This window comes from Planococcus sp. TJ-201, assembly GCF_058268495.1.
The window spans coordinates 343,458-359,005 of the sequence record NZ_JBZDOG010000004.1 but is presented as its reverse complement, the minus strand read 5'-3'; the positions used below and the strand labels follow the sequence as shown (position 1 = coordinate 359,005).

General features: G+C 45.1%; 13 protein-coding genes and 1 tRNA gene. 10 read left to right on the top strand and 4 right to left on the bottom strand.

Going from position 1 to position 15,548, the window contains the following annotated elements; translation table 11 throughout:
• Positions 1-24 precede the first annotated feature (24 nt).
• Positions 25-1,428: an L-seryl-tRNA(Sec) selenium transferase gene (gene selA / locus AC4EG4_RS12345; protein WP_490988001.1), complete on the bottom strand. Its 1,404-nt coding sequence runs from the start codon at positions 1,426-1,428 to the stop codon at positions 25-27.
• On the bottom strand, positions 1,425-3,329 hold the full coding sequence (gene selB, locus AC4EG4_RS12340) for a selenocysteine-specific translation elongation factor (protein WP_490988044.1): 1,905 nt from the start codon (positions 3,327-3,329) through the stop codon (positions 1,425-1,427). Before selB ends, selA begins: the two co-directional genes overlap by 4 nt.
• 161 nt (positions 3,330-3,490) lie before the next feature.
• On the opposite strand from selB, the gene AC4EG4_RS12335 reads away from it, so the two are divergent.
• The 7 genes from AC4EG4_RS12335 to AC4EG4_RS12305 all read left to right on the top strand — a co-directional run bounded on the left by AC4EG4_RS12335 (position 3,491) and on the right by AC4EG4_RS12305 (position 9,499).
• Positions 3,491-3,587, top strand: a tRNA-Sec gene (locus tag AC4EG4_RS12335).
• Positions 3,588-4,159: 572 nt separating this feature from the next.
• Positions 4,160-5,155 (top strand): glycosyltransferase, encoded by a 996-nt coding sequence (locus AC4EG4_RS12330; protein WP_490979015.1) that lies wholly within the window; start codon positions 4,160-4,162, stop codon positions 5,153-5,155.
• A 52-nt stretch (positions 5,156-5,207) separates the two neighbouring features.
• A complete protein-coding gene (gene selD / locus AC4EG4_RS12325; RefSeq protein WP_490988000.1) occupies positions 5,208-6,257 on the top strand; it encodes a selenide, water dikinase SelD in 1,050 nt (349 codons plus the stop codon).
• A gap of 122 nt (positions 6,258-6,379) precedes the next feature.
• Positions 6,380-7,282 (top strand): phosphate/phosphite/phosphonate ABC transporter substrate-binding protein, encoded by a 903-nt coding sequence (phnD, locus tag AC4EG4_RS12320; protein ID WP_490979017.1) that lies wholly within the window; start codon positions 6,380-6,382, stop codon positions 7,280-7,282.
• Positions 7,283-7,293: 11 nt separating this feature from the next.
• Positions 7,294-8,049 (top strand): phosphonate ABC transporter, permease protein PhnE, encoded by a 756-nt coding sequence (gene phnE / locus AC4EG4_RS12315; protein WP_490987999.1) that lies wholly within the window; start codon positions 7,294-7,296, stop codon positions 8,047-8,049.
• A gap of 12 nt (positions 8,050-8,061) precedes the next feature.
• Positions 8,062-8,832, top strand: coding sequence for a phosphonate ABC transporter ATP-binding protein (gene phnC, locus AC4EG4_RS12310; RefSeq protein ID WP_490979019.1), 771 nt, complete (start codon positions 8,062-8,064; stop codon positions 8,830-8,832).
• A 61-nt stretch (positions 8,833-8,893) separates the two neighbouring features.
• The gene (locus AC4EG4_RS12305; protein ID WP_490987998.1) at positions 8,894-9,499 is read left to right on the top strand and encodes a polysaccharide deacetylase family protein; all 606 of its coding nucleotides are present in this window, start codon (positions 8,894-8,896) and stop codon (positions 9,497-9,499) included.
• A 48-nt stretch (positions 9,500-9,547) separates the two neighbouring features.
• Here the strand turns inward: AC4EG4_RS12305 and AC4EG4_RS12300 are convergent, their stop codons facing one another.
• Both AC4EG4_RS12300 and AC4EG4_RS12295 read right to left on the bottom strand, forming a co-directional pair.
• Complete coding sequence (locus AC4EG4_RS12300) at positions 9,548-10,027, bottom strand: DinB family protein (protein WP_490979021.1); 480 nt, start codon at positions 10,025-10,027, stop codon at positions 9,548-9,550.
• Between the two features lie 57 nt (positions 10,028-10,084).
• On the bottom strand, positions 10,085-12,118 hold the full coding sequence (locus tag AC4EG4_RS12295; RefSeq protein WP_490987997.1) for a Na+/H+ antiporter: 2,034 nt from the start codon (positions 12,116-12,118) through the stop codon (positions 10,085-10,087).
• A 157-nt stretch (positions 12,119-12,275) separates the two neighbouring features.
• Between AC4EG4_RS12295 and AC4EG4_RS12290 the strand changes: the two genes are divergently transcribed.
• The 3 genes from AC4EG4_RS12290 (at position 12,276) to AC4EG4_RS12280 (ending at position 15,533) form a co-directional block, all read left to right on the top strand.
• Positions 12,276-13,013 carry a hypothetical protein gene (locus AC4EG4_RS12290; RefSeq protein WP_490987996.1) on the top strand — a complete coding sequence of 246 codons (738 nt, stop codon included), beginning with the start codon at positions 12,276-12,278 and terminating at the stop codon, positions 13,011-13,013.
• 188 nt (positions 13,014-13,201) lie between these two features.
• Positions 13,202-14,350, top strand: a complete 1,149-nt coding sequence (locus AC4EG4_RS12285; RefSeq protein ID WP_490987995.1) for an NAD-dependent epimerase/dehydratase family protein — start codon at positions 13,202-13,204, stop codon at positions 14,348-14,350.
• A gap of 43 nt (positions 14,351-14,393) precedes the next feature.
• Positions 14,394-15,533: a glycosyltransferase family 4 protein gene (locus AC4EG4_RS12280; protein ID WP_490987994.1), complete on the top strand. Its 1,140-nt coding sequence runs from the start codon at positions 14,394-14,396 to the stop codon at positions 15,531-15,533.
• The last annotated feature ends 15 nt before the right edge of the window (positions 15,534-15,548 follow it).

Below are 15,548 nucleotides of genomic sequence, written 5' to 3'. Positions count from 1 at the left end.
TATTTTTTGCAAGTATTTATCTCGTTATCCAATTGCCAAAAATCCGGCTAACAAGTCGTCCATCTCATAAGAATCAACGGTCCGAAAATCAATGCATACCCGCTCTTCCTGGATACGGGAGACAATTGCCGGCTTCATCTGCCTGAGCCGTTTTGACAACTGGTCTGCACTTAAACGTTCATGTGAAATCGCAGCAATAAAAGTCGGAATTTCCACTCCAGGCATGGTCCCGCCGCCGATTTGAGAGGTGCTTGCCTGAATTTCGCTCTGGTACTTGGCGGAGTTCGCCTGCAAAAGACCGATAAACGACTCTGCCTGGGTTTTAATAGCTGCTGCCGGTCGGATTATATCGCGCACAGTAGGGAGCTCCGCAATTTTTTCGGGGCCGGATAAATAAGTTTTCAAAGTTTCTTCAAGCGCAGCCAAGGTCATTTTATCGACTCTCAAAACACGTGCCAACTGATGCTTCTTCAAACGGTCAATCAGATCTTTTTTCCCAGCGATCAAACCGGCTTGTGGTCCGCCCAATAGTTTATCGCCGCTGAAGGAAACGAGATCAACCCCGCTTCTGACCACTTCGCGGACAAGCGGCTCATCACCGATTCCATATTTTTTAAAATCAAACAGTGCGCCGCTTCCCAAATCTTCATAAAAAAGGACTTCGCTATGTTTTTCCGTCAGCCTTGCCAAATCTTCGGTTTCAACCGTTTCCGTAAAGCCGATCATTTTGAAATTGCTGGTATGCACTTTCATGATCATTGCCGTTTCTTCATTCACAGCCTGTTCGTAATCAAAGAGATGCGTTTTGTTGGTGGTTCCCACTTCGACGAGATGTGCCCCGCTTTCTTCCATAATAGAAGAAACACGAAAAGAACCGCCGATCTCAACCAATTGGCCGCGGGAAACGATCACTTCCCGCCGTTTGGCCAGCGCACTTAAAACAAGAAACACCGCTGCCGCATTATTGTTTACCACCATCGCTGCTTCTGCACCTGTCGCCTCTACCAGCAATGCTTCAATAATGTCGTGGCGTGATCCGCGTTTTCCTTCCAGCAGCCGATATTCCAAATTGGAGTAATTCGCTGCCGTTCTTACAGCATGCGCGATAGCCGCATCACTCAAACGAGAACGTCCTAAATTCGTATGCAGCACCGTTCCAGTTCCGTTAATTACCCGCGCCAATCGATCTTCCTGCCACCGCTTGATTTGTGCTTCAGCCGATTGGAACAGCAATCCTGCAAAATCAGGTACAGCCTCTTCAATCAGCAACTCCTCTGCCAGTAAACGCTGGCGCAAATCTCCAAGTTCACGCTGCAGAAATTCGGTCAGCTGTTCACCATTCAAGTTGGACGCTGCTTTCAAGCTTTCAAAACGCGGGTCTTTCTGCAGCTCATGAACTGCCGGCAATTGCCGCAAATACTGTTTCATGTTTTGTCCTCCATCCAAAAGCGCTGGTCTTCTGTCCGTTTTGTGTAGTTCAATTCATCCAACAAATCCAGAAACGGAATCATGTATTTCCGCGACAAATTGAGGATTTCCTTCGCCTGCTTTAAATCAAAAGATGATCCTGTCTGCTGCTGCAACCGGGTTAAAGCTTGATCAAAAGCTGTGCGGTGAATCATTGTATCTTCCCTTAACCGATACACCTGCCCGCTTTCAATCAAATAGGCAGTGAGTTCAGCGATTTCCTGTTTTGGCAACGGACTGCCTATAAAGTAATCCTCCCACTTCGCTGCTTGAAAGCCCTCCTTTTCCAGCTTAGCAACAATCTGTTCCATTCTTGCACGCCACTCGTTCGGCATGTGAGCGCTAAAAACAGACAGTGAGACGAACTGACCAGACCGCTGAATTTCGTTCTGCTCCATTAATAAGGTTAAGCTGTATTCCAAGAGAGCTTTGGGATAGTTGGCACTTACTGATTGAATCAGCTCTGCCTTGCCCATACCCGTCCTCATTGGAAATTCGTTGTGGAACTGCTGCAGCCTTGCCAGCAATGCGTCTTTTATTTTGATGAAGGTTTTGGACAAGCTGTAGCCGTACCGCGGAATTTCCAGCCAAACCTTGGATGCCAAACCTTTGGCCAATGTTTCTTTCAATGTAAGTTCATCCAGCGAAGTTTGCTGCATCAATCCTTGCTGGTCAAGCAAGGCGTATTTGCCGAGTGCATCTATGACCAAATCCTGAGGTGACCCCAACTGATGATGGCGAAGCAACTCAATGGTTTCATTGCCAAACTTGTACTTGCCCCCATTTGGTTGAATGACCCAACCGCCGCCAATGGTCTCCACCGGACTCGGACGCCGCAAAATAAAACGGTCTCCCCGGCGTACAACAATCTTTTGATCCAGACGAATTTGGCAAAGGACTTCATCACCGGTTTGCTCCAGTTCTTTCCTGTCGAAAAAGACCACCTTCCCCATTACTTCAGAAGTACCGACATGGAGCATGACCGCTGTCCGCTGCTTGAGCGGAGCGAACTTGCGCCCAATTACTTGCAGCACCACATCAATGGTATCGGTCACCAAAAAATGGTCTGAATCTACCAGTACATCCCCCCGTTTTACAGCGGTTCGTTCGATTCCGCCAAGATTGATGGCTGTCCGCTGTCCGGCACGAGCCTGCTCATGTTCTTCGTGATGCACTTGAATTTGTTTTGCTTTCACCGGAATCCCTTCCGGCAAAATCGTCAATTGCGCCGATTTTCGAACCTGGCCCTCGTAGATGGTGCCTCTAACAACTGTACCTTGTCCCTGAACGGTAAAGACCTGATCAATCGGCAAGCGGAACGAACCATAGGCATCCCGAAAGTCTATGGCCTGCAATTCCATTCCGATAAGCTTCTTCAGTTCGTCAACTCCTGCTCCTGAAAGACTGTCTAATGCGACATAAGGAGCCTCGTGAAAAATACTATCGGCCAATCGCTCTTTGATATCATCCATCACCAATTCCAGCATGACTTCATCAACCCGGTCTATTTTTGAAACAGCAACAATGCACCGCTTCACACCTAAAAACTGCAAAATTTCCAAATGTTCCTCCGTCTGCGGCATGATGCCTTCGTCCGCTGCAACGACTAGAACGACCAAATCGATTCCCGCAACGCCTGCAATCATCTGGCGAATAAACCGCTCATGCCCCGGCACATCCACAACCGAAACAAAAACTCCGGGTTCCAAGCTCAAAGGTGCATAGCCCAATTCAATGGATATGCCCCGCTCCTTTTCTTCTTTTAATCGGTCTGTCTCCACATTGGTCAATGCTTTTGTCAAACTGGTTTTGCCATGATCAATATGCCCGGCCATGCCGATGGTAAAATACCGTTCTTCCATTTTCTTCACACGCCTTCTCTAATTGCTTATCTTCTTACTTTAGTCTTCAAGGAATGCTCTTTCAAGCATGAGCTCTGCTCTTCATCCCCTTTAGGCAATCCCCATTCTTGCACAGATCTTTTTTTCGGTATAAACTTGTACAGGTCGGCCAGCAACATCATGGGGTTGGATGGGTGACTGGTGTCCTCCTGGGTCTTCAAAACCCTGAGGGGCCTGCGTGCCAGGCTCGGTGGGTTCGATTCCCACACAATCCCGCCAATACATACAGAAAAGCGGAAGCGCCTATTTAGCTCCGACAGGCTTAAGACGAATCGGTTGTGTGGCGTTCTCTGCCACACTGCCGGTTTGACTTAAGACCTCGAGGAGCTAGGCGCTGAAGCTGGACAATAGAAATGCTGAGGCACCCAAAGAGGATGCTAACCTAAATACGCGACTTCCTGTCGCAACGGTTAGCTGACCCGCATCCTGCGGGCCCTCGACGGGCATAAGACGCACTGGCGAAGCGGCGTATTTTCAGCCGTACAGCCAGGGTGGCTTATGACCCTAGAATCTGGGTGCCGAAGCTGGACAATAAGAAAAGCGGAAGCGCCTGTGTAGCACTGACAGGCTAAGACGAATCGGTTGTGTGGCGTTTTTTGCCACACTGCCGGTTTGACTTAAGACCCCGAGAAGCTAGGTGCTGCAGCCAAACAAAAAGATTGCCCTCGACGGCAATCTTTTTTTCAATCCAAATAAAGGCAAGTTAAGTGACAAACTTACTTAGCTTTAGGATAATTCAGTGTAGCGGGAGTGCTTAAACGTTCAAAATGTTGTATTAAAGGATGAAGAAGATGAAAATTGTTTTAGCTTCACCAAATTACCCGCAGCTTCGCGGAAATACCATAACGGTTCAACGCATTGCCGACAATCTCCAAGGTTTAGGGATAGAGACAAAGATCGTATCAGCAACTGACGATAATGCTATCCGTTCATTCCCAACTGCTGATATTGTTCATGGATTTCATGCTTATAACTTTTACAAGTTCCTGCAAAAACTGGACAAAAAACCTGCGCATTACATTGTCACCATTACGGGAACCGATTTGAATCAGGATCTTTTTAATCCAAAGAAACGCATGGACGTTTTGGCTTCTTTGCATGGAGCGGATGCTGTTCACGTATTCGATGAAAAAGCCAAAGCCCTGTTGATAAAAGAAATCCCAGACTTGGCTGACAAGATTTTTGTTATGGCACAAGGCAACCAGCCTTTATCGCCTGGAGTACCACGTTTCACAAAAGAAGCAGACAGTTTTTTGTTCTTCTTGCCGGCAGGCATCCGGAAAGTAAAGAATATTCCAGCGGCAATCGGGATGCTTCAGGAACTTCGACTGCAGCATCCTGAAATTCGGCTGTGGCTTGTGGGTCCCGTGCTTGAGGAACAAGAAGGCGCCATAGTGATGGAGCTTGTCAATCGCCACAAAGATTGGATTCGCTACTTGGGGCAAGTGCCGCATGCAGACATGGGTTCTGTTTATCGCCAGACCGACGTCGTCTTAAACACGTCCTTGTCTGAAGGCCAGCCAGCGACAATTTTAGAGGCAATGGGCTATGCAGTGCCGGTTCTCGCTTCGGATATCCCCGGCAACAGCAGCATCATATCCGACGGGGAAACCGGGTTACTATACAAGACCCGAAACGAATTCCTTGATTATGCCGAAAAGCTCGTGAATAATAACAAAATAAGGCAAAGCATCGGCCAGTCCGCTGAAGCTTATGTAACACAGCATCATTCCAGCGAGCGCGAAGCTGACACTTTGTTGAAGGTTTATCAACAGATTTTAAAATAAGCCGGCTTTTAAACGCATAATTAGAGTGGAACACAAAAAAGGAGAGATTAGCATGGTCGAAAAAGAAAACGTACGATTAACTTCTTTATCTGCAAAAGGCGGTTGAGGCTGCAAAATTGGTCCTGAGGACCTGGCGCAGGTTCTGCGTCACTTACCGAAAAATGTAGATGATCCAAACTTGCTTGTCGGGCTGGAAACAGCTGACGATGCAGGCGTTTATAAAATTAACGACGAAACCGCATTGGTTCAGACATTGGATTTCTTTACTCCGATTGTCGATGATGCTTATATGTTCGGACAGATCGGTGCAGCCAATGCTCTAAGCGATGTTTATGCCATGGGCGGCAAGCCATTGACTGTCATGAATATTGTTGCTTTTCCGATCAATACATTGGATAAAAGCATATTGGCCGATATTTTGGCCGGTGCTTCTGATAAGGTCAAAGAATCTGGTGCCGCATTAGTCGGAGGTCATTCGATTGACGACCAGGAACCTAAATTCGGACTTTCGGTTACAGGCACAATCCATCCTGACCGCATTCGATCCAATGCAGGCGCAAAACCCGGAGATCGCCTCCTTTTGACCAAGCCAATTGGCGTCGGCATTTTAACAACGGCTATCAAGCAAGGAATTCTTGGAAAAGAGGATTTAGATGAAGTCATGAACGTTATGGCTACATTGAACAAAACGGCAGCAGAAGTGATGGAAAACTACACGGTTAATGCTTGCACAGATGTTACCGGTTTCGGACTTCTTGGCCATACGATGGAAATCGCCAAAGGCGGCAATGTTGGTGTCACAGTGATTAACCAAGACGTCCCTGTCCTGTCTCGTGCAAAAGAGCTCGCAGAACAAAACGTCATCCCAGGCGGTACACGCAAAAACCACCAATGGCTTGCAGACGACATTGATTATGCTGATAGCATCAGTGATATCGATCAATTGATCCTGTGTGATGCAGTCACTTCCGGCGGACTGCTCATTTCAGTTCCGGAAGCGGAGGCTGATGCATTGCAGCGTGAATTGCTCGAAAACAATGTCCAGTCCGCGATTATCGGAAATGTGACAAATGAAAATGCCGGACGGATTCAAGTAGTATAAGATTTAAAAGATGAAAAATGAAAAGCTTACATCTGGCAATAGCTAAGCTTTGGACAAGGACTCTGCTGGGGGTCCTTGTTTTATTACTGTCAGCCGCATAAAAAAACAAAGAGGTGCTCGTATTGAAAAAATGGACTTTAACCGTTTCTGTACTTTCGCTGGCATTGTTCCTGTCAGCTTGTGGAGACGACTCAACTGAAAATGAAAATTCAACAGCCGCCGAAAATGAAGAAGCTTTCACAATAGGCGTTATTCCTGCCCAAACAGAAGGCGAAATGCAAACGGCAATGGATAAACTGCAAACCCTTCTAAGCGATGAATTGGATCGCGAAGTTGAAATCGAAGTGTATCCTGATTACAACGGTGTTGTCGAATCCATGAATTACGACCAGATTGACATGGCTTACCTTGGGCCGTTGACGTATGTAATCGCAGAAGCTAATAGCAATGCACAAGCAATCATCACTCAGCTGGTTGATGGCGAGCCATTTTACAATGCTTATGTCATCACCCATACGGACAATCCGGTTACTTCTTTAGACGAACTATTGGAAAATCCGGGTGAAGTTCAATTTGCTTTTGGTGATCCAAATTCTACTTCCGGTGCACTAATTCCTTCTATTGAGTTGCAGGATCGCGGAGTCTATGAGTCTGAACAGGAAAATCAGTTTGAAACGGTCCGCTTTACTGGATCGCACGATGCAACGGCACTCGCTGTTCAAAACAAACAAGTGGATGCTGGTGCGATTGACAGCGCCATTTATAATCAGTTGTTGGAATCAGGCAAAATTGATGGCGAACAGTTAAAAGTCGTTTGGGAATCTGAGCCTTTGTTCCAATATCCATGGGCTGTGCTTGAAAGTACAGATGATGAAACCGTCGCAAAACTGCAGGAAACATTTTTAGCAATAGAAGATCCTGAAATCCTTGATGCATTTGGCGCAACTGGCTTTACTGAAGCAGAAAACGCAGATTACGAGAGCATCAAACAAGCCGCTATAAAGCAAGGAATCATTGAAGAATAGAGTTGATCAGCTTGTGGTTTAAAAAAAGCAATCTCATTACCCTCACAATTATCTTGGTGCTGATTTATTTCAGCATGCGCATTACGGAATTCGACTTGTCCAAGTTCAGGGACTTCAGCAACATGATCGACTTCCTGTCTCAATGGTGGCCGATGGACTTTTCCCAACTTCCTGGCATGGTAGAGGATACGTTCGAAACTTTGGCAATGGCTTTTCTCGGCAGTGTATTTGGCTTGTTGATTGCTTTGCCAATCAGCTTTATTGCAGCGCGCAATACAGCACCATCCAAATCGCTCTTCCATTTTATGCGGGTAGCACTCAGTTTTGTCCGCTCGATTCCTGAGATTGTCATCGGCTTGATCTTATTGACGACGTTGGGCCTTGGACCTTTTCCAGCCGTTATTGCCATCATGATCCATAACGTTGGCGTTTTCGGAAAATTGGTATCCGAATTGATCGAAGCTGCTGACCCCGGTCCTCAGGAAGCTATGCGTGCAGTCGGTGCAAAGAAATGGCTGGCTAACTTGTTCAGCATTCTGCCGCAAATCTGGCCGAACGTCCTGTCACAATTTTTCTACCGCTTTGAAGTGGCTATCCGCACGTCGCTCATTTTGGGCTTTATTGGCGGCGGCGGTATCGGCCAGCGCCTGTTTAACGACTTTAAAACGTTTCAATACTCAGCCGTTTCGCTGGATGTCTTAATTATTATGATCATGGTTATCGCCATCGACTTTTTGGCCAGCACCATTCGAAATCGCGTCATTTAAAGGAGTGGCTATATGATTCAAGTGAAAAATTTATCTGTACATTATCCGGATACAAAAGTAAAAGCATTGACTGATATCAGCCTGTCTCTTGAAAAAGGCGATTTTATCTGTGTACTGGGGAAAAGCGGCGCAGGAAAATCGACGTTTATCCGCTGTCTGAACGGGTTGCAGCTACCCACCAGTGGCCATATTTTTTTTGACGGCCAAGACATTTCTGCACACAGCGAAGAAAAGCTGCGCAAAGTGCGTCGGGAAGCCGGCATGATTTTTCAGCATTTCAGCCTGGTGCCCCGTTTGAGCGTCATGCAAAATGTGCTGACAGGCATGTTTGGTTACCGTTCTTCTTTTAAAAACCTGATCGGCTGGTTTACTGCCGATGAATTGGCTTTGGCTAAACGTGTCATTAATGATGTCGGTTTGTCAGAAATGACCTACCGGAAAGTGGAGCAGCTAAGCGGCGGACAGAAGCAGCGTGTCGGCATTGCCCGTGCACTTGCACAGCAGCCAAAAGTGTTGCTTGGAGATGAGCCTGTTGCGAGTCTCGATCCCGGTACTTCCAACCATATTTTCACCTTGCTGACAGAAATGCACGAACGCTTGGACTTGCTGACCATTATCAATGTACACGATATTGAGTTGGCCAAACGCTACGCTACCCGTATTCTGGCCTTGAAAGATGGAAAACTTATTTTTGACGGTCCACCGGAAAAGTTTACGGATGCCGAATACCGCGAAACGTATACATCCGATCCGCAAACTGCATTTTTTGACGCTGGCATTTAACAGCGAAAGGAGATGGATCTGCATGATTAAAAGTCCGTGAGCAGTAGAACAATCCAGGGTCGTGTACGACTCTACTCACCCACAAATTGTTACTGTGAATCAAACACAAAGTGAAAAAACCGTCGTCCTCAGTTTTGACGACGGCCCAAGCAAAGTACTTCCGGAGATTTTGGACATTTTGAAACAACAACATGTTCAGGCCATGTTCTTTTGGCAATCCCGCTTGCTGTACCCAGCGCGGCCATGGCAGCGAGTGCTGGATGAGGGGCATGTTATCGGCACCCATTCAAGAAAGCACCGCAATTTGGTCCAGCTTTCCTATGAAGAACAATACCAGGATATACAAAACAGCCTGGCTCATATCGAAAAAATAATAGGCAACCCCATAGTTTTTTTTCGTCCACCTTATGGACGTTTCAACAGCGATACCTTACAAGTCGCCGATGCGCTCGGGCTAACAACCGTCATGTGGCGCATTGCCTCAATGGACTGGGAACTGAAAAGGGATCCCAGTCAAATTGTTCGGTATGTGACAGAAAACCTTGAGGATGGTGCCATCATTCTGCTCCATGAATTGGAGCAAACTGTGGCCATCTTGCCTCAGCTGATCACCGCCATCAAGGAACAAGGGTACAGCTTCTCTTTATTGCCTAATCGACGCACATAAAAAATCAGCACCGGTAAATCGGTGCTGATTTTTTATGTGTTATTTAATTTATTCATCGCTTTCGTCACCGTCTGGCGGCGGCCATGCACCGATCAACCGGCGCGCATACACAACTTGCCCTGCGTGATAACTGTTGTGGTTGATGAGCACCATCAAGAGATCTGCCGCCGTTCGTTTTCGTCCGCCAAGCCCTTCTTCCAAAGAGTCTTTTGATGCTTGCTGCGTGGCTCGACCCAAACCTTTTAAAAATTGCGTGACCATCTCCGTGTATTCTTCTTCAGTTGAAGGAAACGAAGAGCCTGGCCAAGACTCTGACAAATCTTTCGGGCTAACCGGATTTTCTTCACGCAATTCAGCCAACACGAACTCTTGCCAATAATTCATATGATACAACAACTCCCATACCGAATGATGGCTGCCTTCTGGCCTTTCTCCAGCCATTTCCCAGCTCAAGCCATTAAACAGCATGTCTGTCTGGTAATGCGCATACTTTCCTTGAAGTCCGTTCTGTAAAAAACGTTGAATCATTACAGATTCCTCCTCCACTTGTTTTTTTGTTTATTCAACAAAAATCGCTAAAACCCTTTACTCCATGGTCTCATGCAAGGTGACGCTTTCAATATAATGAATATAGCGCCTCAACTCCCTTGCCTGCTCTCTTACAATATCTCCAGCCACATACATTTTATAAATTTCAGATCGTCCCATGTCCATAACAATGACACGCAGCTCTTCTTTTTGCAGTTCGTATTTCTCATTGTAAAGGAATTCCGGTTTTTTCAGACGGCTGACCATCTGTTTGTAATCCGAAATAACTGCTTCTATGATTTCTTTGGGTTCGTATTTCTCTGCATACCCTTCCAGCCCTTCTAAAGCGGCCTGCAAAGCTTGCAGTTGAATTTGACGTCCTTCTTGAAACTCGACAAGGCGTGTTTCTTCTTCTTTGAGGTTTTCTCCCCTAAAACGCCTCCAAGCCCGAATCAGCTTTCCTTGTAAATAAAGCATGGTCGAACGTGCATTGTGAGCAATGACTTCTTCCCTCCGGTCCAAAGATTTTTCAAAGGCTTCATAAACTTCACGGTTCATTTCTTTGTTTCGGCGAAGTTTCTGAATGTATTTCCGTTCAAACCGGAGCGCTTTCAAACGAACTTCACGCATTTTCCGCTGATATTTTTTATTTGCCTGTGCTGCTGCATCTTCCTCAGGTTGAATTTGCTGGAAGCGCAATTTGTATTCTTCCATTAATTCATAAGCTGCTGCTTCGTTTTCTTCGGTAATTTCAGATTTGATTCTTTTGATTGAGGACAGCAAAATTCGTCTTCGTGCCTCTTCTAAATCCATCTTCACTTCGTCTTCGCCGTCTGCCAGCTGCCCTCTGCTAAGCATGGGAAGGAAAATTGTCGCGACAATCAAGGTGAAGAGAATGGTTCCTGCCGCTAAAAATAGAATAAGTGAACGGTTCGGAAAATCCTCTCCGTTCTCCAGAAGAAATGGCAGCGACAAGACCCCGACCATTGTTACTGTTCCACGTACCCCTGTTAAGCTCACATAAAGCGTTAGCTTCAAACTTGGCTTAGCGGACTCCTCCATTTTGCCGAAGCGGTATTCGTATATGGAGAACAAATACGCCCAAACAAAACGGATGCCAAGAATCATCAAACCTATTGCCACAACATAAGAAATAATCAGCCACAGGCTGCTATTCGGATTTTCCAGCACACCGCTCATCGAGGTAGGAATATTCAAACCAAGCAACAGGAACACGATTCCATTCAAGATGAAAAGAATGATTGTCCAGATGTTTTCGGTGACGACTTGCTCTTCTGCGATAAAAGTTTCTGTCTGTTCACGCACTAACGAATGCACAATCCCTGCCACTACTACGGCAATAACGCCAGACGCGTGAAGAATGTCTTCTGTCACGATGAAAATCAAAAATGGCGTCATAATCTGCAATAAGGTATGAAAAGTTACATCGTTGATTCCCTGCTTTCTCAGCACCAGGCGAATGCCAATGATCATTAATCCCAGCGTCAGCCCCAACAATCCGCCAGCCACAAACTTATAGGAAAAATCGAATACGGCTTCTGACAGCGAGAAATAACCAGTCACCACAGCAGCCACTGCATAATTAAATGCCACCAGGCCTGATGCATCATTAATTAACGACTCGCCTCTTACCAGGCTTAACACTTTCTGTGGAATCCGGATACGCTGTGCAATGCCGTTAACTGCAACTGGATCTGTAGGCGACAGGATGGCGGCTAAAGCAAATGCAGCTGCCAGCGGAATTTCATCTATTAGCCAATGAATAAAATATCCACCCACAACCGTCGTTAAAAGCACTAAGACAATGGCATTGCCCAAAATGGGGCCTTTCATTCGCCACAATTCTTCCCGTGGAAAATGGCTTCCGTCGTTAAAAAGCAACGGAGCGATAAACAGCAACAAAAACCATTCAGTTTCAATATCAAAAGAAATGTCTTGGTAAACCAAAACCAAAATTATCCCGAGAGCGACTTGGATCAAGGCTGTTGGAATAAAAGGGATATAATGGCTTACAACATTCGAAATCAGCAAACAAAGCAATAAAAGAAAAATAGTCAGCAACAAGTCCATAGTTGTTCTCCATTCTGCGTGAAGCATGAGTCCTCTAGATGCGAGTCAGTTATGTATACCCGCATTCAACTTCAGGAGACACTTTTTATTACTTATTTCATTAAACATTATAAATTCGGGTATACTTCTTCTAACTTAAGGTTTGGGAGGTAACACAATGTTGTATATTAGCTTGGCTTTTATCATAGGATTTATGATTATCCATATCTTCACAAAAAATATAAAATTTTTAGATCGGAAGCCAAAAGACCGACTGATGTCGTTTGTTTCAGGGGGATCAATTGCTTACGTTTTCCTTCATCTGGTTCCTGAATTGACTCATTACCAAGAAGTTGCAGAAGAAGCACAACTGCCCGCCTGGTTAGAGAGCCTTGACTTTGTTACTTATTTGGTGACACTTGCAGGCATCGCTTTTTTCTATGGCATCAGCCAATTAAACGAAAAATCCCAAGAAAAAAATGAACAGGAGAATGAGATCACTCGACCAACAAAACCCGTATTTGCTCTTGAAATTGCGTCTTTTTCTTTATATAACATCTTGATTGGGTATTTGCTGATCGATTTGAGTGGTGATAATTTTGCAGACTACCTTATCTACTTTATCGTCTTTTCTTTCCACTTTATCGCCAACAACAGAATGCTGCATTTGACCCATGAAGAGCTTTATACCAATATCGGTCGATGGATTCTGGCAGCCGCAGTATTTATCGGATGGCTTGCATACAATGTAACTGAAACCTCTGAATTGACGATTGCTTTCTTCTCCGCTTTTCTGACAGGCGGCATCATTCTTAATATCTTAAATGATGAGTTGCCAGTTGAAAAAAACAGCAGTTTCCCTTCTTTTGTCGCGGGAATTGTTCTTATCACCGTACTGCTTCAGCTCATTTTGTAAAGTGGATACACCCTTTATTTCAGCGACTATAAGATTTCGTAAAAAATTCTCCGTTTCATTGTCAGGTTTAATTTTTGCGGTAAAGTGGTACAAAAGATTTATATAATACCGGTTAAAATTTTATTCTCGTGAGGTTTTTAACAAAAATAGTAAATGTCAGACAAAATGCCTGAATGGGGGAATTTTTGATGAACATTATTATAGCTGGTGGAGATGGATTCTGCGGATGGCCAACTGCTTTGTATTTATCCAGACAAGGACACGATATTTCCATCATTGATAGCTTGGTCAGAAGACATATCGATGAAGAGCTAGACTCAAATTCACTCACACCCATCGCCAGTCTCGAAGAACGAGTAGCAAAATGGTTGGAATTGACTGGCAAAGAAATACGTACATACGAAGGAGACCTCCAGGATTACGATTTTTTAAAAAGTGTTCTTGAAAAAGAACAGCCGGAGGCATTTGTCCATTTTGCCGAGCAGCGTTCTGCTCCGTACTCCATGATTGACCGGGAGCATGCTGTCTATACGCAAGTCAATAATGTTGTTGGGACACTAAATGTCCTATACGGCATTAAAGACATCGTTCCAAATTGTCATTTGATTAAACTTGGAACGATGGGAGAATATGGAACACCAAATATCCCGATTGAAGAAGGTTATTTGGAAATTGAACATAAAGGCCGTAAAGATCGCCTCCCTTTCCCCAAGCAACCTGGTTCGTACTATCACCTGTCCAAAGTGCATGATAGCCATAACATTATGTTTGCCTGTCGAGTTTGGGGGATCCGTGCAACTGATTTGAACCAAGGTGTAGTGTATGGACTTTCCACCGAAGAAACCGAACTGGATCCAATCCTGGCAAATCGGATGGATTATGATTCTGTGTTTGGAACAGCATTGAACCGGTTCATTATTCAGTCTGCCATCGGCCATGATTTAACGGTTTATGGAATAGGCGGACAAACTCGTGGATTTCTAAGCATTGAGGATACGGTTCGTTGCATTGAAATTGCAGCTGAAACTCGGGCTGACGTGGGTGAATTTCGTGTGTTCAATCAATTTACCGAAGAATTCTCAGTAATGAAACTGGCTGAAATGGTTCAAAAAGTAGCCGCCGAAGAAGGATTAAATGCAGAAATTGTCCACTTGGAAAATCCTCGAGTTGAAAAAGAAGAGCATTTCTTTGAAGCCATCAATACAAATTTGTTGGATCTAGGATTGAAACCACATTTTCTGACAGATGATGTCATACGCAAAATTTTAAAAACTGCCATCACTTATAAAGATCGGGTCATTATAGAAAACGTCCTGCCTACCGTTACGTGGAAATAAGCATTGGTTGCCGATCCGAATGTTTTGGAAGGGAGATGTTTCGATGAAGATCATGATCATTACCGAGACTTTTTTGCCTTCTACCGATGGGGTGGTTACCAGGCTGATGGCCTGCATCCGCTGGCTTCACAGGGATGGCCATGAAGTCCGCATTATCGCACCTGATCTGGGGGTTAAGGAATTTGACGGAGCTGTCGTTAATGGTGTCCCTGCCTATACCTTGCCATTTTATCGATCCAGAAAGTTTGCTCTTCCAAGCCGTATGATAAAAAAATACATGAACGACTTTAATCCCGATGTTGTTCATGCCGTCAACCCGGTCGTTGCTGGCTATTCAGGCGTTACTTACGCTAAAAAGCTCGAGATTCCGTTAATTGCGTCCTATCATACCAACATTCCTCAATATATGGCTTATTATAGATTTGGCAAGTTTGACTCACTTGTATGGTGGTATATAAAAAAGCTGCATAATCAGGCGGACTTAAATTTATGCACGTCTCACACAGTTTTAGATGAGTTGACCGAAAAGGGATTTAAGCGGATGCAGGTATGGAAACGCGGAGTCGATACGGAACAATTTCATCCAAGACATGCCTCAGAAGACGTCCGTTACCGGCTATCCGGCGGACAAAAAGATAAAATTGTTCTACTTTATGTCGGTCGTCTGGCGGCTGAAAAAGAAATTGAAAAAATTCGCAGCGTCCTAGCAGAATCAGATCGATTTTGTCTGGCTCTTGTTGGAGACGGCCCCCACCGCTTACAACTCGAAAAATATTTTGATGGAACCCAGACAGTATTTACAGGCTTTTTGCATGGAGATGAGCTGGCTTCGGCTTTTGCTTCGGCAGATGCCTTTATCTTTCCTTCAACGACCGAAACCTTAGGCTTGGTTATTATGGAAGCCATGGCTTCAGGATTGCCCGTAATTGCAGCAGAAAGCGGGCCGACAAAAGAACAGATTACGAACCGAAGAAATGGACTGTTCTACAACTCAAAAGATCCTGAAAGCTTAAAAACCTGCATTCTGCAACTAGAAGATGTCAACTTTCGCCGTCAATTGGGGCAACAAGCAGCCGCAGACGTAGCCGAATTGGGCTGGGCTGCTGCTGCAGAACAGATTCGAGATCTGTACAGCCAGTTAGCTGAAATGAAAACAACAGAGCCTATCCAGACTGCGGAATAAGACGATTGCAGAACG